The 22,052-nt window shown below is 67.9% G+C and carries 19 protein-coding genes; 15 read left to right on the plus strand and 4 right to left on the minus strand.

The genetic code is table 11. The annotated features are described in order from the left end of the window. Positions 1 to 23 precede the first annotated feature (23 nt). From purN to LVQ62_RS07820, 3 genes are read left to right on the plus strand one after another with little or no spacing between them, the layout of a single operon-like run. Positions 24 to 644 (plus strand): phosphoribosylglycinamide formyltransferase, encoded by a 621-nt coding sequence (purN, locus tag LVQ62_RS07810; protein ID WP_233767182.1) that lies wholly within the window; start codon positions 24 to 26, stop codon positions 642 to 644. Next, complete coding sequence (purH, locus tag LVQ62_RS07815; RefSeq protein ID WP_233767184.1) at positions 641 to 2,251, plus strand: bifunctional phosphoribosylaminoimidazolecarboxamide formyltransferase/IMP cyclohydrolase; 1,611 nt, start codon at positions 641 to 643, stop codon at positions 2,249 to 2,251. The genes purN and purH overlap by 4 nt, the downstream gene beginning before the upstream one ends. Before the next feature lie 16 nt (positions 2,252 to 2,267). Continuing rightward, on the plus strand, positions 2,268 to 2,672 hold the full coding sequence (locus LVQ62_RS07820; RefSeq protein WP_179482329.1) for a secondary thiamine-phosphate synthase enzyme YjbQ: 405 nt from the start codon (positions 2,268 to 2,270) through the stop codon (positions 2,670 to 2,672). A 10-nt stretch (positions 2,673 to 2,682) separates the two neighbouring features. Here LVQ62_RS07820 and LVQ62_RS07825 read toward each other — a convergent pair whose 3' ends face one another. Together LVQ62_RS07825 and LVQ62_RS07830 are read right to left on the minus strand one after the other, a co-directional pair. Continuing rightward, positions 2,683 to 2,910: a GNAT family N-acetyltransferase gene (locus LVQ62_RS07825; protein WP_233767186.1), complete on the minus strand. Its 228-nt coding sequence runs from the start codon at positions 2,908 to 2,910 to the stop codon at positions 2,683 to 2,685. A 5-nt stretch (positions 2,911 to 2,915) separates the two neighbouring features. Next, positions 2,916 to 3,140, minus strand: coding sequence for a hypothetical protein (locus tag LVQ62_RS07830; protein WP_233767188.1), 225 nt, complete (start codon positions 3,138 to 3,140; stop codon positions 2,916 to 2,918). Between the two features lie 70 nt (positions 3,141 to 3,210). Between LVQ62_RS07830 and LVQ62_RS07835 the strand changes: the two genes are divergently transcribed. Together LVQ62_RS07835 and LVQ62_RS07840 are read left to right on the plus strand one after the other, a co-directional pair. Continuing rightward, entirely contained in the window at positions 3,211 to 4,056 is an 846-nt protein-coding gene (locus LVQ62_RS07835) for a bifunctional methylenetetrahydrofolate dehydrogenase/methenyltetrahydrofolate cyclohydrolase (protein ID WP_233767190.1), read from the plus strand. Further along, entirely contained in the window at positions 4,053 to 4,310 is a 258-nt protein-coding gene (locus tag LVQ62_RS07840) for a DUF3017 domain-containing protein (RefSeq protein WP_233767192.1), read from the plus strand. The genes LVQ62_RS07835 and LVQ62_RS07840 overlap by 4 nt, the downstream gene beginning before the upstream one ends. Positions 4,311 to 4,371: 61 nt before the next feature. On the opposite strand, the gene LVQ62_RS07845 is transcribed toward LVQ62_RS07840, so the two are convergent. Continuing rightward, positions 4,372 to 5,361: a malate dehydrogenase gene (locus tag LVQ62_RS07845; RefSeq protein WP_233767196.1), complete on the minus strand. Its 990-nt coding sequence runs from the start codon at positions 5,359 to 5,361 to the stop codon at positions 4,372 to 4,374. A 188-nt stretch (positions 5,362 to 5,549) separates the two neighbouring features. Between LVQ62_RS07845 and LVQ62_RS07850 the strand changes: the two genes are divergently transcribed. The 10 genes from LVQ62_RS07850 (at position 5,550) to LVQ62_RS07895 (ending at position 21,032) form a co-directional block, all read left to right on the plus strand. Beyond that, a complete protein-coding gene (locus LVQ62_RS07850) occupies positions 5,550 to 5,942 on the plus strand; it encodes a PPOX class F420-dependent oxidoreductase (protein ID WP_233767198.1) in 393 nt (130 codons plus the stop codon). Positions 5,943 to 6,055: 113 nt separating this feature from the next. Beyond that, a complete protein-coding gene (locus tag LVQ62_RS07855; protein ID WP_233767202.1) occupies positions 6,056 to 7,276 on the plus strand; it encodes an NADP-dependent isocitrate dehydrogenase in 1,221 nt (406 codons plus the stop codon). A gap of 4 nt (positions 7,277 to 7,280) precedes the next feature. After that, the gene (locus LVQ62_RS07860) at positions 7,281 to 8,096 is read left to right on the plus strand and encodes an NAD-dependent epimerase/dehydratase family protein (RefSeq protein WP_233767205.1); all 816 of its coding nucleotides are present in this window, start codon (positions 7,281 to 7,283) and stop codon (positions 8,094 to 8,096) included. 582 nt (positions 8,097 to 8,678) lie between these two features. After that, positions 8,679 to 10,220, plus strand: coding sequence for a sugar transferase (locus LVQ62_RS07865; RefSeq protein WP_233767208.1), 1,542 nt, complete (start codon positions 8,679 to 8,681; stop codon positions 10,218 to 10,220). A 47-nt stretch (positions 10,221 to 10,267) separates the two neighbouring features. After that, positions 10,268 to 10,957, plus strand: coding sequence for a hypothetical protein (locus tag LVQ62_RS07870; protein ID WP_233767210.1), 690 nt, complete (start codon positions 10,268 to 10,270; stop codon positions 10,955 to 10,957). A 92-nt stretch (positions 10,958 to 11,049) separates the two neighbouring features. Next, complete coding sequence (locus LVQ62_RS17620; RefSeq protein WP_304504479.1) at positions 11,050 to 15,909, plus strand: PKD domain-containing protein; 4,860 nt, start codon at positions 11,050 to 11,052, stop codon at positions 15,907 to 15,909. A gap of 79 nt (positions 15,910 to 15,988) precedes the next feature. Continuing rightward, on the plus strand, positions 15,989 to 17,497 hold the full coding sequence (locus LVQ62_RS07880) for a lipopolysaccharide biosynthesis protein (RefSeq protein ID WP_233767212.1): 1,509 nt from the start codon (positions 15,989 to 15,991) through the stop codon (positions 17,495 to 17,497). Between the two features lie 22 nt (positions 17,498 to 17,519). Beyond that, positions 17,520 to 19,007: a polysaccharide biosynthesis tyrosine autokinase gene (locus tag LVQ62_RS07885; protein WP_233767215.1), complete on the plus strand. Its 1,488-nt coding sequence runs from the start codon at positions 17,520 to 17,522 to the stop codon at positions 19,005 to 19,007. Between the two features lie 6 nt (positions 19,008 to 19,013). Beyond that, on the plus strand, positions 19,014 to 19,688 hold the full coding sequence (locus LVQ62_RS07890; RefSeq protein WP_233767217.1) for a hypothetical protein: 675 nt from the start codon (positions 19,014 to 19,016) through the stop codon (positions 19,686 to 19,688). A 45-nt stretch (positions 19,689 to 19,733) separates the two neighbouring features. Then, a complete protein-coding gene (locus LVQ62_RS07895; protein WP_179482303.1) occupies positions 19,734 to 21,032 on the plus strand; it encodes a hypothetical protein in 1,299 nt (432 codons plus the stop codon). Positions 21,033 to 21,063: 31 nt separating this feature from the next. On the opposite strand, the gene LVQ62_RS07900 is transcribed toward LVQ62_RS07895, so the two are convergent. Beyond that, positions 21,064 to 22,017: a glycosyltransferase family 2 protein gene (locus tag LVQ62_RS07900; protein ID WP_233767219.1), complete on the minus strand. Its 954-nt coding sequence runs from the start codon at positions 22,015 to 22,017 to the stop codon at positions 21,064 to 21,066. Between the last annotated feature and the right edge of the window lie 35 nt (positions 22,018 to 22,052).

A 22,052-nucleotide genomic window follows, 5' to 3' on the forward strand; every position in this document is an offset into this window, starting at 1 on the left:
CGCCACCCGGTAGCCTGCTCATCGTGTCCGAAGCCGCTGCACCGGTGTCCATCGTGGTGCTCGTCTCCGGGTCCGGCACCCTCCTGCAGGCCCTGATCGACGCGACCGCCGACCCCGCGTACGGCGTGCGGATCGCGGCCGTCGGCGCCGACCGCCCCAACATCGAGGGCCTCGCCCGCGCCGAACGCGCCGGGATCGCGACCTTCGTCTGCCGGGTGCGCGACTTCCCCGACCGGCAGGCCTGGGACGCCGAACTGGCCGACATGGTCGCGGCGTACGACCCGGCCCTGGTGGTGTCCGCGGGCTTCCTGAAGCTGGTGGGCGAGCGGTTCCTGGCGCGGTACGGCGGTCGCTACCTCAACAGCCACAACGCGCTGCTGCCCAGCTTCCCCGGCATCCACGGCCCCGCCGATGCGCTCGAGTACGGCGTGAAGGTCTCGGGCGCCACCCTCTTCGTGGTCGACGAGGGCGTCGACACCGGCGCGATCGTGGCCCAGGCCACCGTGCCGGTGCACGGCGACGACACGGTCGACGCGCTCACCGAGCGCATCAAGTCCGTCGAGCGCCCCCAGCTCGTGGACTACGTGGGCCGGATGGCCCGCGAAGGTTTCACCGTCAACGGACGAAAGGTCCAGATCCCGTGACACAGCACGCGAACGAACGCCGACGCCCCATCCGCCGGGCGTTGGTGTCGGTCTACGACAAGACCGGTCTCGAGGCGCTGGTGCGCGGCCTGCACGAGGCGGGCGTCACGCTCGTCTCGACCGGCGGTTCCGCGGGCCTGATCGCCGACCTCGGCGTGCCGGTGACGGCGGTCGAGGACCTGACCGGATTCCCCGAGTGCCTGGACGGGCGGGTCAAGACATTGCACCCGAAGGTCCACGCAGGGCTGCTGGCCGACACCGAGAACCCCTCGCATGTGGCGCAACTGGCCGATCTGGAGATCGAGCCGTTCGACCTGCTGATCTCCAATCTCTATCCGTTCACGGACACGGTCGGCTCCGGCGCGAGCGAGGCCGAGTGTGTCGAGCAGATCGACATCGGTGGCCCGTCCATGGTGCGCGGTGCGGCCAAGAACCACCGCTCGGTCGCCGTGGTGACGGACCCCACGACGTACGACGAGGTGCTGGCTGCCGTCCGCGCAGGTGGGTTCACGCTGGGCGAGCGTCAGAGGCTCGCGGCGGAGGCGTTCGTGCACACCGCGACGTACGACGTGGCCGTGGCGTCGTGGATGGGCAACGTGCTCACCGACACCAGCGACGGTGAGGGCTTCCCGGCGTGGGTCGGCGCGACGTACGACAAGGCGCGCGCGCTGCGGTACGGCGAGAACCCGCACCAGGCCGCGGCGCTCTACTACGACGGCTTCCTGCCCTCGCCCGGTCTGGCCCAGGGGGAGCTGCTGCACGGCAAGGAGATGTCCTTCAACAACTACGTCGACGCCGACGCGGCTCACCGGGCGGCGTACGACCATGGCGGGGCGCCGACGGTGGCGATCATCAAGCACGCCAACCCGTGCGGGATCGCGGTGGGCAGCGACATCGCCGATGCGCACCGGCGCGCACACGACTGCGACCCCACATCGGCGTTCGGCGGGGTCATCGCCACCAACCGCGACGTCACGGCCGAGATGGCGGACACGGTGAAGGACATCTTCACCGAGGTCGTCGTCGCGCCCGGTTTCGATCCCGAGGCGCTGGAGATCCTGAAGGGCAAGAAGAACATCCGGCTGCTGCTGGCCGACCCGCGTGAGCAGGTGGGCGAGATCCGGCACATCTCCGGCGGCATGCTCATGCAGCACTCCGACAACGTCGACGCGATCGTGCACGACGACGCCGGCAAGGTCGTCGGAGGCGACCAGTTCGCCTCGTGGCGGCTGGTGTCCGGCGATCCGGTCGAGGAGGACATCGCGCGCGACCTGCAGTTCGCGTGGCGCGCGATCAGGGCGGTCAAGTCCAACGCGATCATGTTGGCGCGCAACGGTGCATCCGTCGGCATCGGCATGGGCCAGGTCAACCGGGTCGACTCCTGCCACCTCGCGGTGAACCGTGCGGGCGCCGAGCGGGCGCGCGGCGCGGTCGCCGCATCCGACGCGTTCTTCCCGTTCCCGGACGGGCTGCAGGTGCTCATCGACGCCGGCGTCATCGCGGTCGTGGCACCGGGCGGGTCGATGCGCGACCAGTCGGTCATCGACGCGGCGCAGGGGGCGGGCATCGCGATGTACTTCACGGGCACCCGCCACTTCGCGCACTGAGCGGGAGGATGGGGTCATGCAGACCGAGACGATCGAGATCCGCACCGGCGATGGCGAGGTCGTCCTGGACATCACCCGGCAGTGCGAGGGAGTCCTGCGCGGGGTGGACTCGGGACTGCTGCACGTCTTCGTCCCGCACGCCACGGCCGGCGTCGCGATCCTGGAGACCGGCGCGGGCAGCGACGAGGACCTGCTGCACGCGCTGCGGGACCTGTTGCCCGCCGACAACCGGTGGATCCATCAGCACGGCAGCAAGGGCCACGGGCGCTCGCATGTGATGCCGGCGCTGATCCCGCCGTACGCGACGGTGCCGATCGTCGACGGTCAGTTGGCGCTCGGCACCTGGCAGAGCATCTGCCTGGTCGACCTCAACGTCGACAACCCCGTCCGCCAGGTGCGTCTGTCGGTGCTGCCCGGCTGAAGCCGGCCGCTCAGGTGAGGCGCTTGGCGTAGCAGCGGGAGAGCGGCTCGTCCTTGTAGTAGCCGAAGCCGGGGATCGCGTCGTAGCCGAGGCGTTCGTAGAGCGCCATCGCCTCCGGCTGCGCCGTCCCGGTCTCGAGGATCAGCCGGGTGAACCCCAGGGCCCGCGACCGTTCCTCCAGTACGCCGAGCAGGCGTGCCGCGTGCCCCTCGCGACGCCGCGACGCACGCACGTACATCCGCTTCAGCTCCACGTCGCCGGCGCTCGCCGCACGCAGCCCGGCGCAGCCATCAGGCCGCGTTCGTCGGCGGCGACCACGAACGTGCCGACGGGCGGCGCGAACTGGTCGGGCGCCACCGGCGTCGCATCGACGCCGCCGTACCGCGCGGTCATGTCGTCGTCGAGCTCGCGGATGAGGGTCTGCGCGTCGGGATCGGTGTAGGCCACGGTGCGGACGGTCCAGCTCACGATCGGTGACGTTACCGGGCGCCCGCGACCAGGCCCCGCTCGCCTAGGCGCCCGTGCGAGGATGTCCGCCGTGACGGCGATCGTGATGGACGGCAAGGCCACCCTGGCGACGATCATGGACGAGTTGCGGGTTCGCGTCGAGGCCCTGAAGGCGCGCGGCATCACTCCGGGGCTCGGTACCGTCCTCGTCGGCGATGACCCGGGCAGCCACTGGTACGTCGGCGCCAAACACCGCGACTGCGCCAAGATCGGCATCAACTCCATCCGTCGCGACCTGCCCGCCGGCGCCACGCAGGCCGAGGTCGAAGCCGTCATCGACGAGCTCAACGCCGACCCCGACTGCACCGGGTTCCTGGTCCAACAGCCCACGGGTCTGGACGAATTCGCGCTGTTGTCGCGAGTCGACCCCGACAAGGACATCGACGGGCTGCACCCGTTCAACCTGGGCAAGCTCGTGCTCGGCGAGAGCGGTCCGCTGCCGTGCACGCCGATCGGCGTCATCGAGCTGCTGCGCCGCTACGAGGTGCCGCTCGCCGGCGCGCACGTGGTGGTCATCGGGCGCGGGCTGACCGTGGGCCGGCCGCTGGGGCTGCTGCTGACCCGCCGTACCGAGAACTCGACGGCCACGCTGTGCCACACCGGCACGCGTGACCTGGCCTCGATCGTGCGCACTGCGGACGTCGTCGTGGCCGCCGCGGGGGTGCCCGACCTGGTCACCGCCGACATGGTCAAGCCGGGCGCGGCCGTCCTGGACGTCGGTGTCTCGCGGGTCGACGGCAAGATCGCCGGCGACATCGCGGCCGATGTCGCCGAGGTCGCCGGTCACGTGTCGCCGAACCCCGGGGGTGTCGGGCCGATGACGCGCGCGATGCTGCTGGTCAACGTCGTCGAGGCGGCCGAGCGCCGGCTTCGATGAAGCCCGCGCGCCTCGGTCCCGCCTGGTGGACCATCGCGCTGGCCAGTGTCGTGGCGTTGCTGATCGCCTACTTCGGGTCGTTGCGTGCCGGCGGGTACGCGCTCGCGGTCGTGCTCCTGCTCGCCGCGTTCCTGCGTCTCCTGCCCGCGTCGGTCACCGACGGCCTCGCCGTGCGCTCGCGGATGGTCGATGTCCTGACGCTGTGCGGTTTCGCGCTGGCGATCGTCGTGATCTTCGCCGTCGTCAAGATCTGAGACGCATATACGAAGGCCCGGCGCGATCGCTCGCGCCGGGCCTTCGTCGTGGAGCGGTGGGTCAGATCAGGCCGAGACCCTTGACCGCGTCGCGCTCCTCGCCGAGCTCCTTGACGGTGGCGTCGATCCTGCCGCGGGAGAAGTCGTCGATCTCCAGGCCCTGGACGATCGACCACGTGCCGTCGGCGACGGTGACAGGGAAGGAGGAGATGAGACCCTCGGGCACGCCGTACGAACCGTCGGAGCAGACCGACATCGACACCCAGTCGTCGGCGGGGGTGCCGGCGGCCCAGTCGTGCACGTGGTCGATGGTCGCCGACGCGGCGGACGCGGCCGAGGACGAGCCGCGCGCGTCGATGATCGCTGCGCCGCGCTTGGCGACGGTCGGGATGTAGGTCGACTCCAGCCACTGCTGGTCGTTGACGACCTCGGCGGCGACGCGGCCACCGACGAGCGTGTGGAAGAGGTCGGGGTACTGGGTGGCGGAGTGGTTGCCCCAGATCGTCATCTTCTTGATGTCGGTCACGGATGCGCCGGTCTTGGCGGCCAGCTGCGAGATGGCGCGGTTGTGGTCCAGACGGGTCAGCGCGGAGAAGCGCTCCTGGGGGATGTCGGGGGCGTTCGACATGGCGATGAGCGCGTTGGTGTTGGCCGGGTTGCCGGTCACGGTGACCCGGATGTCATCTGCCGCAACGGAGTTCAGTGCCTTGCCCTGCGGGGCGAAGATGCCGCCGTTCGCCTCGAGCAGGTCGCCGCGCTCCATGCCGGGTCCGCGCGGACGGGCGCCCACCAGCAGCGCGTGGTTCACGCCGTCGAAGATCGTGTTGGGGTCGTCGCCGATCTGCACGCCGGCGAGCGTCGGGAACGCACAGTCGTCCAGCTCCATGACCACGCCCTCCAGCGCCTTCAGCGCAGGGGTGATCTCCAGCAGCCGCAGCTCGACCGGGGTGTCGGCCCCGAAGAGCGCGCCGCTCGCGATGCGGAAAAGCAGGCTGTAGCCGATCTGGCCGGCGGCGCCGGTGACGGCGACCTTGACGGGCGTGGTGCTCACGGGTGGGAACCCCTTCGTGTGGACGGCGGGCACGCGCAGAAGGGCGCGCCCAGTGAATGACTTCGACGGTAGCAGCGCGGGTTTGCGGGCCGAAACGGCCTGCGAGCGATGGTCGAGAGGGGACGCCGGACGACGGACGCGCCCGTCCCTAGGCTGACCCCAGGACGACACCCCGCCGAGGAGCCGACATGGACCTGCCCGCTGAACTGCTCGCTCTGCTGCGTGCGCCCAGCCCGTGTTTCGTCACCACGCTCATGCCGGACGGCGGCCCGCAGATCACCCAGACGTGGGTCGACACCGACGGCGAACACGTCCTGATCAACACGGTCGTCGGTTTCCAGAAGGTCCGCAACCTGCAGCGCGATCCCCGGGTGGCAGTGGCCGTCTCCGACCCTCAGCAGCCGTGGCGCTACTTCGAGGTGCGCGGACGGGTCGTGTCCATGAGCACCGATGGCGCGGTTGAGCACATCGAGGCGCTGTCGCAGCGCTACACCGGTCGGCCCTATCCCTGGTACGGCGGTCGCGACCAGCAACGGATCGTCCTCACCATCGTCGCCGACTCGGTCCATACCGTGGGCTGACCCCACCGATTCCGGCCAACGGGCCGCCCCGCGATACTCTCGCAGGGCGGCCCAGTCCCCATCCGCGACGGGCCGCCCGACGACACACCGTCCCTCGAGGAGCTACCGCCCGCATGGAGAAGATCAAGGTCAAGAACCCCATCGTCGAACTCGACGGTGATGAGATGACGCGCATCATCTGGCAGTTCATCAAGGACCGGTTGATCCATCCCTATCTGGACGTGGACCTGAAGTACTACGACCTGGGCATCGAGAACCGGGACGCGACCAACGACCAGGTGACCGTCGACTCCGCGAACGCCGTCAAGCAGTACGGCGTCGGCGTGAAGTGCGCGACGATCACCCCGGACGAGGCGCGCGTCGAGGAGTTCGGTCTCAAGGAGATGTGGCGCAGCCCCAACGGGACGATCCGCAACATCCTCGGCGGCGTGATCTTCCGCGAGCCGATCATCATCAGCAACATCCCGCGGCTGGTGCCGGGCTGGACCAAGCCGATCATCATCGGCCGTCACGCGCACGGCGACCAGTACAAGGCGCAGAACTTCAAGGTGCCCGGCGCCGGCACCGTGACCATCACCTTCACGCCCGAGGGCGGCGGCAAGGAGACGACGTACGAGGTCGCCAAGTACGGCGACGACGGCGGCGTCGCAATGGGGATGTTCAACTACAACAAGTCGATCGAGGACTTCGCGCGCGCCTCGCTCACCTACGGCCTGGACCGCAAGGTGCCGGTCTACCTGTCGACCAAGAACACGATCCTCAAGGCCTACGACGGTCAGTTCAAGGACATCTTCCAGCGCATCTTCGACAATGAGTTCAAGGCGAAGTTCGACGCGCTGGGCATCACGTACGAGCACCGGCTGATCGACGACATGGTCGCGGCGTCCCTGAAGTGGGAGGGCGGCTACCTGTGGGCCTGCAAGAACTACGACGGTGACGTCCAGTCCGACACGGTGGCGCAGGGATTCGGCTCCCTCGGCCTGATGACCTCGGTGCTGATGACCCCCGACGGCAAGACCGTCGAGGCGGAGGCCGCGCACGGCACGGTCACCCGGCACTACCGGCAGCACCAGCAGGGCAAGCCGACCTCGACCAACCCGATCGCGTCGATCTTCGCCTGGACCCGCGGCATCTCCTACCGCGGCAAGATGGACGAGACCCCGCAGGTCACCGCCTTCGCCGAAACCCTCGAGCGCGTCTGCATCGGGACCGTCGAAGAGGGCAAGATGACCAAGGACCTGGCCCTGCTGATCGGCAAGGAGCAGCCCTACCTGACGACGCAGGAGTTCCTCGGCGCGATCGACGAGAACCTGCAGAAGGCCATGGCCGGCTGAGCCGTTGGCAACGATCCTCGTCACCGGGGGAGCGGGCTTCATCGGCTCCAACTTCACCCGGGCGGCGCTCGCGGCGGGGCACACCGTGCGGGTGCTCGACGACCTCTCGACGGGGTTGCGCGACAACCTGGGTGACGTCCATGCCGAGGTGGTCATCGGCTCGTTGACCGACCCCGAGGTGCTGGCCGGTGCGGTCGCGGGCGTCGAGCACATCGTGCACCTCGGGGCGATCGGAAGCGTGCCCTCCAGCGTGCAAGATCCGGTGCGCTGCAACGAGGTCAACGTCACGGGCACCGTCGGCCTGATCGAGGCGGCACGCGCCGCCGGTGTCCGGCACGTGGTGTTCTTCTCCTCCTCCGCGGTGTACGGCGCGAACCCGGCCACCCCGATCGGCGAGCGCGACTGGGTGCGGCCGATGTCGCCCTACGGCGCGAGCAAGCTGAGCGGGGAGCAGTACCTGCTGGCCGCGCAGCAGTCCTACGGCCTGCAGACGCTGGTCTTCCGCCCGTTCAACGTCTACGGGCCGGGCCAGCGGGCCGATCACGCGTACGCCGCCGTGATCCCGGCCTTCCTCGACGCGACCCTGGCCGGGCGCCCCCTGCGCATCGAGGGCGACGGGGAGCAGACCCGCGACTTCCTCTTCGTCGCGACGGTGTGCCGGGTGCTGCTGGCCGCGGTCGAACGCGGCGTCTGGCACCCCGAGCCGGTCAACCTCGCCTACAGCACGCAGACCTCGATCAACGACCTGGTGTCGGCCATCAGCGTGCCGCCGGCGCACATCCGCAGGTGGAGCACGTGCCCGGTCGGATCGGTGACGTGAAGCACTCGCGAGCTGCCAACGACACTCTGCTGCAACTCTTCCCGGACATCGAGCCCGAGTCCCTCGACGAGGGCCTTGCGGCCACCGTCACGTGGTGGACCAGCTGAACCTTCCCGCGACGGCTTAGGTCGGCCGGGTGGGTTGTGGGCGCTGGGGTCACTCGCCTGCGTTCGCGTACCTCGGCCCGGGTGGGTCGTCGGCGCTGCGGTCACCCCACCCGTAGACAGGCCCACGCGGTGCACTCCCAGTGGTCCAGGTGAGAGCTCGGCCTCTCTAAGGGTCTACGCGGTATCTTCCGGCTGCCGGGTGCGCGGGCCTGCTTCCCCTGGCTCCCTGCAGCGCGAGTCGCACCCCCGTGCGCCGGGAGTGGGCTCATACCACATCGAGGGGCGCCGGGGCGCTCCATGCGCGATATTTTGCAAGCGGCGGCGGATCATAGCAGAGCTGCGCTCTCATCGGGCCGTAGGTGGAATGCTCTTCTGAACTTGACCAGCCGTAAAGAGCTAGTCATCACCCATGTTCGGACCACCTGATGGGAGGGTCGTGACCGATTTCGCAGATTCGGGCGTCGTGCACCCTTCCGTGAGCGACCTCGATGAGGTCTCCCCGATCCCGATGCCCGCGCCGACGCCGGCGCCCGTCACAGTGGACGGGCCGGCGGTCGCCGGAGCGTGGGGCGCAGGCACCGCGCTTGCCGTTCCCATCGAGCGTGCGCGCGCCCAGGACTGGTCGAGGCCGTATCTCGCGGCGACGCTCGTGGTCGATGTGCTCTGCGCGATCGTGTGCGGCGTCGCCGCCGTGGCGGTCTCCGGGGCGGTCCCACTGCGCGATCCCATCCCGCTGCCGTACGTGGTGCTCCTCGTTCTCAGCCCGTTCGCCTGGGTGGGCACGGTCACGGTGTGCCACGGCTACGAGCGTCGCTATCTCGGGATCGGAGCCGAGGAGTACCGGGCGCTGATCTCCGCTGCGATCCGCCTGCTGGCGTTGTCGGCGTTCGTGTCCTACGCGATCTACGTCGACCGTCCCTACCTGTCGCGCTTCTTCGTCCTCGTCTACTTCCCGACACTCCTGGGCACGACGCTCGTGGCGCGGTTCGCGCTGCGCAGGCAGCTCTACCGGGCCAGGTGGCAGGGACTCGCGTGTCAGCGTGCCGTGGTGGCAGGGCAGGACCATGCCGTGCGCAACCTGGTGGCCGATCTGCACCGGGAGACCCAGCACGGCATCCGTCCCGTCGCGATCTGCACCGGGGACACCGTCGACACGGTCGGCGGCGTCCATCGGGAGGGGTCGGTGCACGAGACGGTCCAGGTCGCGCGCAAGTACGCCGCGAACGTCGTCGTGGTGGCCAGCCCCTCCGACCTCGACGGGATCGAGCTGCGACGCCTGTCCTGGGAGCTGGACGACCTCGGTATCGAGCTGGTCGTGTCTCCCGGGGTGGTCGAGGTGACCGGACCGCGCATGTCGATCCGGCCGGCGGCGAATCTGTCGTTGCTGCACATCGAGCGACCGGCACTGCACGGTCTCAACGCGGCGAGCAAGGCGCTCTTCGACCGGGTGGTCGGGGGGTTGCTGGTCGTTCTCCTGTCACCCCTGCTCCTGCTCGTCGCCGTGTTCATCAAGGTCCGCGACGGCGGCCAGGTGTTCTACCGGCAGACGCGGGTGGGGATCGATGGAAAGGACTTCACCATGCTGAAGTTCCGCTCGATGGTGCCCGACGCCGAGCACCAACTGGCGATGGTGCGCATCGATGGCGACGACGGCAACGGCGTGCTCTTCAAGCGTCGGCACGACCCTCGGGTCACCCCGATCGGCAAGGTGCTGCGGCGGTTCTCACTCGATGAGCTGCCACAGCTGGTCAACGTCATGCACGGCGACATGTCGATCGTGGGCCCGCGGCCACCCCTGCGGTCCGAGGTCGACGGCTATGGCGCGGACGCGGTCCGACGGCTCCGGGTCAAGCCGGGGCTGACGGGACTCTGGCAGGTGAGCGGGCGCAGCGACCTGTCCTGGGACGAGTCGCTTCGACTCGACCTCCGGTACGTCGACAACTGGTCGATGTTCCTCGACGTGCAGATCCTCTGGCGCACGGTGCGTGCCGTCATACGTGGAACGGGAGCCTACTGATGGCATCAGAAACGCTGAGTCAATCCGGACGAGGACGTCGAGGATCCTTGATCGCCGTCGCCTGTGTGGCACTCGGTGTCGCCGTGACGGGATGCGCGAGCTCCGCGCACGACGGCGCGGCCGACCGGCCGGGGTCGACCGCGTCCGGTGTGCCGAACGCCGTCGCGGGGCTGACATCGACCCCGACAGCCGGCCCGCAGGACGACACGTCGCAGGCCTCGACCCAGCAGAAGCTGCCCAAGGGTGCGAGCACCGCGATCCCGAGCGACCCGCTCGCATCATCGGCGGTCGTACCGGTCGAGCGCGGCGGCCGGAAGGTGCGGCCGAGCATCTCCGCGATCGGTGGAGCCAGGCCCTTCACCCAGCCCGTCGAGTACGCGGACGGGCTGCGGCTCAGGATCACCCGGATGACCCAGAGCAAGGTGACCGGACAGGGGCCGGGCGTGTTTCCCGGCCGGCCGGTCACCGACTTCTACGTGACGTTGACCAACGGCACCAAGAAGCCGTTGTCGTTCGACGCCGTGGTCGTGACCGTCAGTTACGGCTCACCGGCCCGCCTCGCCCACCTCGTCTACGACCAGAGCTCGGTCGATTTCGCCAGCACCGTTCAACCGGGCAAGTCCGGGAACGCCGTGTACGGGTTCTCGGTGCCGGCAGCGGATCTGAGCCAGGTCACCATGACCGTCGATCTCGACGGGCTCCACCAGCTTGCGACGTTCAGAGGAAAAGTGACGTGACTGAGCAGACCCCCCGTCCGGCCGTCACACCCACCCACTCGGCCCACCCGGTGACGACCCCTCACCCCGCATCACAGTGTTCAGGAGCGACGATGACCGCACTACGAACCACCCTGTCGCAGCGGTTGACTCGCCTGATCGCGATGGCGACCGCGATGGTGCTGCTCACCTTCGGGATGGTGATCGTCTCGAGCGCGACCTCGGCGCGAGCCGACACGGACCCGCCGGCGGGCACCCCCGCGACCGTGAGCGACGACGCCCTGCCGACCTGGCAGATCAACGGCGTCGTGTGGAGTCAGGTCACCATCGGCAACACCGTGTACGTCGCGGGCGAGTTCTCCCAGGCGCGTCCGCCGGGCGTCGCGGTGGGGGGACCCGGATCGGTCAATGTGGGCAACCTGATCGCGTACGACATCACCACCGGAAACCTCATCACGTCGTTTAACCACACCCTCAACGCGCAGGCACTGGTTATCACCAAGTCCCCCGACAACTCACGCATCTACGTGGGCGGCGACTTCACGACGGTCGACGGCCAACCCCGGGGTCACATCGCTGCGTTCGACGTCGCGAGCGGTGCGCTCGTCCCCAGCTTCAGCCCCAATCTGAGCGGTGAGGTCAAGGCCATTACCGTCTCATCCAGCGCGGTGTACGCCGGTGGCGCGTTCGATTATGACGACGGCGTCTACCGCCATCACCTGGCCGCCATGAGCATCACGAACGGCGCCCGACTGCCTTGGGCGCCGGTGACGGACAACTACGTTCCGTGGACGATGATCATGACCCCGGATCAGTCCAAGGTCGTCATCGGCGGCCAGTTCGTGACGCTGAACGGTCAGGAGGTCGACGGCTTGGCGGCTGTCGATCCGGTCACCGGGAGCTTGGTTCCATGGGCTGCGTCGACGAAGATCCCTGACGCGGTGCACGGCGCGATCATGGGTCTCAGCACGGATGGCACCAACATCTACGGTTCGGGCTACGCGTTCGGGTCCGGCGCATCCTTCGAGGGCGAGTTCTCGCTGAACCCTGCAGACGGATCGATCAACTGGCTGAACGACTGCCAGGGCGACACCTACAACACCTTTCCCATGAACGGGGCGCTCTACACCGTCAGTCACGTGCACAACTGCGAGATGATCGGTGGGCTGACCCAGCTCAGCGACTGGAGCATCAACCAGAAGCACGCCCTGGCGTTCTCGACGACGTCGTCGGGCAACTACGACCAGGGACCCGATCAGTACGGGTGGAACTACAGCGCCTACCAGTACGCCAAGATCCTCACGTGGTACCCGAACTTCCTCTTCGGTTCCTACACGGCGCAGAAGCAGTCTGGCTGGTCGATCACCGGTAACGGCAACTATCTGTCCATCGGCGGTGAGTTCCCCTCCGTCAACGGCAAGGCTCAGTACGGGCTCGTGCGATTCGCTGTGCGGAGCAAGGCCCCCAACAAGATGGGGCCGACAGCCTGTTACGCCGCGCCGACTCCTTCTGCGCTCGCGATGGCCGGCGGATCCGCACGGGTCTCCTGGCAGGCGGCGACCGACCCGGACAACGCGAATCTGACCTACAACGTGTATCGGTCGGGCACGGCGGCGCCGATCTACACGACGACCCAGAGCAACCAGTACTGGAACTGCCCGCAGATGGGATATCGCGATACCGGTCTCGTCGGCGGGAAGGCGTACACCTACAAGATCACCGCCTCGGATTCGCTCGGTAACACCTACACCTTGCCGACGACCAATTCGGTCACGGCCAGTAGTGGTTCTCCCAGCCCGTACGCACAGGACGTCGCGAAGGACGGGGCGAGCGACTTCTGGACGCTGGGGGAGCCGAGCGGCAGCACGATCTACGACAGTGCGGGGTTCAACGACGCGACCGCTCAGTCGGATGTCACTCGCGGGGCGGCAGGTCCCATCAGCGGTGACTCCACGACGGCCTCGACCTTCGGCGGAAGCTCCAACGGGTTCGCAGCGACCAACTCCACGGTCGCGACGACTCCGGCGCTGAGCGTGGAGGCGTGGATCAAGACCACCACGACCAGCGGCGGCAAGATCGTCGGGTACGGCGACTCGAACACCGGGACCAGCGGCAGCTATGACCGGCACGTCTACATGGACAACGCCGGACACATCATCTGGGGCGTCTACCCCGGGTCCGTCCAGACGATCCAGAGCAAGAACACCTACAACGACGGAGCCTGGCACTACATCGTCGCCTCCATGGACCCGACCGCGGGCATCGCCCTCTACGTTGACGGCAAGAAGGTAGCTGCCAACGCCGGCGTCACCTCCGCGCAGAGCTACTCCGGCTACTGGAAGATCGGTGGCGACAACCTCAGCGGGTGGACCAACCAGCCGAGCAGCAACTACTTCGCGGGCACCATCGGCGACGTGGCGATCTACCCTGCCGCGCTCAGCCTGGCGCAGGTGCAGACGCACTACACCGACGGTGGCGGAAGTCTGCCGACCCCGACGATCCCGACCGATGCGTACGGCAAGGCCGTCTACAACTCCAATCCCGCTCTCTACTGGCGGCTGGACGACACGGCGGGATCGACCGCCGCCGACGCGAGCGCCAATGGGGAGACCGGTGTCTACTCTGGCGGCGTCACGCTGGGTCAGCCGGGCGCGCTCGGCTCTCAGGGCACCGCTGCGACCTTTAACGGCACGGACGGCACGATCGGCTCCAGCGACCCGGTCAGCAACCCGACGGTCTACTCCGAGGAGCTGTGGTTCAACACCACGACCACGGCCGGCGGCAAGCTCATCGGATTCGGCGACCAGCAGAGCGGGAACAGCGGGAACTACGACCGCCACGTCTACATGACCCCCGATGGCCGGTTGAACTTCGGCGTGTACCCCGGGTCGGCCAGCATCATCACTTCGCCGAACTCCTACAACGACGGCGCATGGCACCACATGGTCGCCACCCAGGGCCCGGACGGCATGAACCTGTACGTCGACGGCCAGGACGTGGCCAGCGGCCCGCAGACCCAGGCGCAGCCCTACACGGGGTACTGGCGTGTGGGTGGTGACAGCTCGTGGGCGGGCAACAACTACTTCGCCGGCACCATCGACGAGGTGGCGGTCTACTCCAGCGAGCTGAGCGCCAGCACCGTGCAGGCGCACTATGTCGCCGGCGGCGGTGTCGTCCCGAATCAGCCTCCGGTGGCTGCGTTCACGTCTTCGGTGAACAACCTGAACGCGTCGTTCGACGGGTCGGGTTCGAGTGATCCGGATGGGACGGTGGCGTCGTACTCGTGGAACTTCGGTGACAACAGCACCGCCGGTACGGGCGTGAACCCCACGCACGCGTACCTGTCCGCGGGTACCTACACCGTGACGCTGACGGTGACGGACAACCAGGGTGCGACCAACTCCGTGTCGCACACCGTCACGGTGACCGCTCCGCCGGTGAATCAGCCTCCGGTGGCTGCGTTCACGTCTTCGGTGAACAACCTGAACGCGTCGTTCGACGGGTCGGGTTCGAGTGATCCGGATGGGACGGTGGCGTCGTACTCGTGGAACTTCGGTGACAACAGCACCGCCGGTACGGGCGTGAACCCCACGCACGCGTACACGTCCGCGGGCACCTACACCGTGACGCTGACGGTGACCGACAACCAGGGCGCGACCAACTCGGTGACGCACAGCATCACGGTCACCGCGCCGGTGAATCAGCCTCCGGTGGCGGCGTTCACCTCGTCGGTGAACAACCTGACAGGGTCCTTTGACGGGTCGGGGTCTACCGATCCGGATGGCACGGTGGCGTCGTACTCGTGGAACTTCGGTGACAACAGCACCGCCGGTACGGGCGTGAACCCCACGCACGCGTACACGTCCGCCGGGACGTACACCGTGACGCTGACGGTGACCGACAACCAGGGCGCGACCAACTCGGTGACGCACAGCATCACGGTCACCGCGCCGGTGAATCAGCCTCCGGTGGCGGCGTTCACCTCGTCGGTGAACAACCTGACGGGGTCCTTTGACGGGTCGGGGTCTACCGATCCGGATGGCACGGTGGCGTCGTACTCGTGGAACTTCGGTGACAACAGCACCGCCGGTACGGGCGTGAACCCGACGCACGCGTACACGTCCGCGGGCACCTACACCGTGACGCTGACGGTGACCGACAACCAGGGCGCGACCAACTCCGTGTCCCATGCCGTGACCGTCGCCCAGGCGGCACCCACCACCCTCGCGGCGGACGACTTCGGTCGCACGGTAGCCAGCGGGTGGGGTTCTCTGGACAGCGGCGGGGCGTGGAGCTCCAGCGGCTCGGGGCTGTCGGTCGGCGGCGGGGTCGGGCGGATGAAGATCACCCAGGCCGGGACCGGTCCGAGCGCGTACGCCAATGCGGTCTCGACGACTCAGTCGGATGTACGCGTGCAGTTCTCCTCCGACACCATGCAGAGCACGGGAAGCCTGTACGTATACGTTCTCGGCCGTCGTGTGGCCGGTGTGGGCGACTACCGGGCGAAGGTGTGGATCAGGAACGACGGCCAGGTGTTCCTCGCGATCAGTCGGATGTCCGGCACCACCGAGGTCGCGACGGTGCCGCTTCAGGCGATCTCCGGTCTGACGGCTTCACCTGGCAAGACCTTCGATGTGCGCTTCGACGCAACGGGCACCACCCCCACCACACTGCGGGCGAAGGTCTGGGCCGACGGCACTCCGGAACCGAGCACGTGGCAGGTGCAGGCGACGGATTCCACGGCAGGGTTGCAGACAGCCGGCAGTCCGGGGCTTGCCGCCTACCTTTCCGGTAACGCGACCACCGTCCCGGTCACCGTCTCGTTCGACGGTCTGCGGGTCTACGACGCGACCACGATCAACCAGCAGGCCATGAAGGCGATGGCCAAGGGCGTGAAACTGCAGTGGATGCAGACCGTGACGAAGGAGAATGCGAAGAAGCTCCACGCGATCTCGAAGTGGAACGATTCATGAACCGACGTGGGATGCATCACCGAGACGGGATCGCAGGCAGTCGCCAGTGACCGGGGTCAGTGAGCTCCCTCCTCCTGAGGTGGACGAGGAGGAGGGAGGTGGTTACGAGACGAGGATCCCCTCCCAGGGGCTGGGCGAACGCGCGGCACGAGGCGCCATCGTCACTGTGGGCGGCCAGGTCGTGCGCATCCTGATCCAGATGGCCGGGGTCGTCGCGCTGGCCCGGATCCTGAGTCCCCGCGACTACGGTCTGCTCGCCATGGTGGTCGCCATCGTGGGGGTGGCCGAGATCTTCCGCGATTTCGGTCTGTCCTACGCGGCGGTCCAGGCGCGGACTCTGTCGGCCGGGCAACGCAGCAATCTGTTCTGGATCAATACCGGGCTGGGCGCGTCACTCACCGTTGTCATCATCGCCGGGGCGCCGTTGATCGCACTGATCTACGGGCAGCCCGAACTGCGGCGGATCGCCATGGTGCTGTCGTTCGTCTTCCTGTTCGACGGTCTGGCGACCCAGTACCGCGCTGACCTGAATCGGAACATGCGATTCGGCGTCCTGGCCGCGACCGACGTCGTCTCGGTAATGCTGGCGGCCGCCCTCGCTGTGCTGCTCGCGGTGTGGGGGGCCGGCTACTGGGCCCTGGTCGCCCAACAGTTGGGGCAGGCGGTGATCGGACTCATGATCGTCGTCGGCGTCTCGCGGTGGATCCCCGGCAAACCGTCGCGTCACGAACCGATGAGGCATCTGCTGCGTTTCGGGTGGCATTACGTCAGCGCCCAGCTCATCCAGTACGTAGGCAGCAACGCCGACTCCTTCATCATCGGGACGCGGTTCGGGGCGAGACCGCTCGGTCTGTACAACCGGGGATTCCAGCTCCTGATGGCACCTCTCGGCCAGGTGCGTTCACCGACCACCAGCGTTGCGCTCCCGGTGCTGTCGCGGCTGCGGGACGATTCGGTTCGGCACGACCGATATGTGCTTCGCGGCCAGCTGGCCCTCGGCTACCTGCTCGTCCTTCCCATCGCGTTCCTGGCCGGAGCGGCAAGGCCGGTCATCGTCCTGGTCCTCGGAGACCGATGGAGCGGGGTCGTCCCGATCTTCCGGATGCTCGCCGTCGCGGGCGCTGTCCAGACGTTCTCCTTCGCCTGCTTCTGGATCTACCTGTCGCGGGAGATCACCGGCCAGCTCGTCAAGCTCTCGTACGTCGAAACGGGAATCCGCATCGCGTGCCTGGTGATCGGCAGCAGGTGGGGCGTGGTGGGCGTCGCGACCGGGTACGCCGTCTCCGCCGCCATCAAGTGGCCGTTCTCGCTCTGGTTCGCCGCACGCAAGACGCAGTGTCCGGTCCGCGCGATGGTCCGTGATGCAACGCGCGTGACCGCCATGGCTGTCCTGTGCGGCGCAGCCGGCTTCGTCACCTGCTCGGTGGTGCCGTTGGCGCCCCTCACACAGATCTTGTTGAGCGCCTGCGCGTGCGTGGCCGCCATCGCGGGCGCGGCGGCGCTCGCGCCGGCCGTGCGCCGCGACGTCGAGGACATCGTTCACACCGTTCAGTCGGTTGTTCGCCGGAAGGGGAAGTTAGCGCAATGAATGTCGAAGGGGACTGTTCGCGATGACGATTCACACCTATGCCCAGATCGTTCGACGGCGTTGGCGCATCATGCTGGGCCTGCTCGCCACGTGTGTGATCGCCGCGCTGCTGTGGTCGGTGACGACGACACCTATGTACCGTTCCAGCGCCAGCGTGTACTTCTCGCTGTCGTACGGGAACAGCGCGGTCGATCTGTCGCAGGGGTCGTCCTACACGCAGGCCCAGATGGAGTCGTACGCGATGCTCGCGACAAGCCCCCGGGTACTGGGGGAGGTCGCGACGATGCTCCCGTTCCCCGCGACCGAAGCACAGCTCGCTCGTGAAGTGTCCACGAGTGTCGCCGCAGGCACGGTGATCATCCACATCAGTGCGTCCGACCGGTCTCCACAGCACGCGGCAGCGATCGCGAACAAGGTCACCGACGTCCTGGGTGTGACCGCGAAGAGCCTGTCGCCCAAGGACTCTCGCGGGCGCCCGACAGTGGACGTCTACGCGGTCGGTGCGGCGCGGGTCCCCACGAAACCGGCTGTGCCGGCGACGAAACGGAACGTCGCGGCCGGCTTCCTCGGTGGCCTGATCCTCGCCTTCGCGATCGGGGTGCTGCGGGACAAGCTCGACGACAAGGTGCGGTGCGCCGCCGATCTCAGCGATGTCGTCGACAAGCCGGTGCTCGGCGAGGTGACGATGCCACGGCGGTCTCGGTGGTCCGGCGGAGCTCAGCTGCCGGTGCGCGACGTTCCGTTGAGTGGGCGCGCGGAGTCCTACCGCAAGCTGAGGACGAACCTGAGGTTCATGCAGGTCGGGAGCGGGCGCAGTTCCGTGGTCATCACCTCGAGCGAGGAATCGGAGGGGAAGACGACGACGGCGCTCAACCTCGCTTTCGCGTGCGCCGAGGCCGGCGACCGAGTCCTCCTGATCGACGCCGACCTGCGCAAACCGGCGGTGGCGCAACGACTCGGCATCGAAGGGAGTGCCGGCCTCTCGTCCATCCTGTCCGGGCTGTCCGCCTTCGAGGACGTCGTACAGCCGTCGGGCGCCGACAACAAGCTGTTCGTGCTGCCCTCCGGCGCCGTGCCCCCGAACCCCGGGCAGCTGTTGAGCTCGTCGCAGATGGCGGTGCTCGTGCAATGTCTGGCCGACGACTACGACATCGTGATCCTGGACTGTCCGCCGCTCGGTCCCGTGACCGACGCTGCTCTGATCGCCCACCTCACCTCCGGGGCGGTGCTCGTCGCGGGTGCGGGATCCGTCTCGCAGTCGCGACTGGCCGAGAGTGTCCGTGCGCTGGAGCAGGGGGGCGCCAAACTGCTCGGGGTGGTCCTGGCGAGGAAGCGCTTCCGGTCAGGTCGTGACCGCACGTACGGCGGCGCGGAATCGGGCCGGCACACCACAGCGGTACCTCAGGCGGATGCTCCTGAACTGGACTCGCCCGAGCTTCCTGTCGAGCTCGTCGGGAAGCCGAGCGTCCGTACCGGCGCGACCGTGCAGGCAAGTGTCCGCAGGGGGTGAGATGACGTGGCGAGCGACTGCTTCAAGGTCCTGGTGGTGTGCACCGCGAACATCTGCAGGTCTCCCGCCACAGCGCTCCTGCTGAGGTCGTCGTTGCAGGATGCGCTCGCGATCTCGGTCGTCAGTGCAGGCACCCGTGCGCTGAAGGGTTCCGAGATGGTCGCGGCCATGCAACAGAAGCTTCCCGCGGATCTGTCAGACGGCGCAGCAACCTTCCGCTCGACCAGGCTGACCGCCGCGATGTTGCTGGAGGCCGACCTCATTCTCGTGATGACGCGCGTGCACCGCTCGGAAGTCGTCTCCATGTGTCCCTCGGTCGTGCGAAAGGTCTTCACGGTGCCGGAGTTCGCACGTCTCTTGGATGACGCGCTGACGTACCGCAGCTCGTGCCGCTCGAACAGCTGCGGAGCAACACCGTCCGACGCTCTTCGGCAGTTGCGTGAGGACGCCTCCCGCGCACGAGGCGCGGTCCGGGCTCCCGGGAGGGACGACGACATCCAGGACCCAGCGCGCATGTCGCGCCGTGAGTGCAGGAAGGTGCTCGAGCGGATCGCGCGGAGTGTGGAGCCGATCGCCCGAGCCTTCGAGCAGGTGACCGCGCGCCACGACCGAGAGCCTCTCCTCGTCAGCAGCACGGACGTCAGCTGCGTGGAGTGTTCGCCGATCTACAACGGCGTCTGAGGTCGGTCCGACGTGTCGCACAGCACAGCATTCCCCCGGGGCCGCGTGGACGAGCCGCGAGGGGAGACGGACGCCCCGGCGGGGTCGACACAGGGCGGGGCGGGCTCGAGCGCCGGTCGCGAACGTGACACCGAGATCGTCAACAGGACCGTCCTCGTCGAGCAGGTCCTTGCGGTGCTCTGCCTCTTCCTGCTGGGACTGCGGCTGACGGTGCACTACGGGGTCACCAGTGGGGACGTGCTCGCATTCCTCCTGCTTCCGCTGTCGCTCCCCACGCTCGGCCGGTACTGGGGAGCCAAATGGGCGCTCGCGTGCGGAATGGCCGCCATGGTCGCTGGGTTGTTCCTCAGCCGATCGACCGCGGTCGACCATGTCGTGGTGGGCCGCGCACAGATCGCTGCGGCTGCCCTTCTGGGGGGGATTCTCCTCGGGGTGTGCACCGTCCTCTGGGCCCGGACGATCCTGCCGTTGTGGTTGGTGGGGCTGTGCTTCGGTCTGGGCAGTCTGATGAGCGTGCCGAGGATGACCTTCGTCTACTCGACGGGATCGTGGAAGTTCGGCTACGCGACCCCCGTGACGATCGTGGTGCTCAGCATCGCCGTGGCCACGCGCATGAAGTGGCCCCAACTCGCAGCGCTCGGTGGTTTGATGGCGGTCGCTGCGGGCACCGACTCCAGGTCACTCTTCGCGACGTACATCGTGACCGGCGCCCTCCTGTTGTGCGCGGGTCGATACACGTGGGGGGACGACCTTCGCGCGTCATTCGCGAAGGCCGGTCTGCTCGTCGTCGTTCTGGCAGCGATCCTGACTCTCGGCCAGACTCTGATCCTCCGGGGATATCTGGGAGCCGAGACCGAGCAGCGCACCGTCCTGCAACTCAACCGTTCAGGATCGCTGCTCCTGGGCGGCCGTCCCGAGCTGGTGGGGTTCAAGAGCCTGTTGATGGAGCATCCGCTCGGCTACGGAATGGGCGTCCAGCCCAACATGCACGACATCTCGATCGCCGAGAACGCCATGCAAGCCATCGGTGCGGACCCGCGGCTCGGCGGCCTCGACAAGTACATGTTCTATTCGGGTCAGTTCGAACTGCACAGCATCACGGCTGATCTGTGGGCGCCTTACGGGATCCTCGGTTTGGTCCTCGCAGGAATCATCGCGGTCGTCGCTCTCCGATTCCTGACGGCGGCCATCTCCGGGAGCCGGGTCAATGCGCTGGTGCTGTTCCTCTCGTGCGTCACTGTCTGGGATCTGCTGGGCACGCCCCTGTGGACAGCAGCGCCGACGCTGACGCTGCTCCTGGGCAGCGCTCCGGTGGTGGCGCGCGCACGTCGCGAACAACCATGACGCGTGCTACTTGGCTGCAAGCCTGGGGTCGTCAGGTGGGTGCGTCAGATGGTGCGTACTGCTCGAACCGACGTCCGCAGGCTCCGGCGATCATGCCCATCCCGCGGAACGACGCGCCCGCCCCTTGCGCCTGAAGACGCTTCCTCCGACACGCGTAGCCGATGACTACTCGCGGCATCCCCCTGCCGATGAGGGCGCACCCTGCCGCGAGCCGGTAGGCGGTCACGTACGCCCGTCGCCACCGACCCGCCGCGAGACGCACGTCGATCAAGCTCTGCAGATTGCCCTGTGACCACGCTCGGCGAAGTACCCACGACCTCGTGAGACGTTCAGCTGGGATGACGTCCTCGACCGCCGACTCGGCACACCAGATGATCTGCAGTCCCTGCTGAACGAGGCGCCTGCCCAGCAGGCTGTCCTCACCGCCCGTTCTGCCGAAGGGCTCCTCGAAGCGAAGACCTGAGGAGCGCAGCTGCCGTAGGTCGATCAGGAGGTTTCCCGCGGCGGCGGTCGGCATACGCGTGCCCGAGGCCCGAACCGGGCGGTCGAAGAACCCGCCCGCGATCAACCACGTCTCAGGAGGAGACGCATACCGGGGGAGGACCCGTCCCGGAACAGCCACCGGGCGATGAACCGCCCACGTGTCGACCAACGCGGGCAACCACCCTGGAAGCGGTCGTTCGTCGTCGTCGATGAACACCAGGAGATCCGCTCCGGCCGCTTCGTCGACCGCGCGGTTGCGGGCAGCTGCGATCCCCGGATCGGGCTCGCACACATAGCGCACGGCCGGGCCCATCTCCTCGACGACGGGACCGGCCGACCCCGACGGATCGTTGTCGACGACGAGGACGGATGCCGAGATCGGTCCTGGCGAGGCGGCGGTCAGAGACTCGACATGTCTGGCGACCTCGGGGAGATGTCTGCGCAACTCCTCACAGCGGCGGAAGGTGAGTATCGCGACCACGAGAGTGAGAGGACGATGCACCGGACCTGGTCCTCGGCCGGTGCGAAGATCGGTGT

Origin of the sequence: Allobranchiibius sp. GilTou73, from assembly GCF_021391335.1 — a bacterium.
In the GTDB taxonomy this organism is placed as follows: domain Bacteria; phylum Actinomycetota; class Actinomycetes; order Actinomycetales; family Dermatophilaceae; genus Allobranchiibius; species Allobranchiibius huperziae.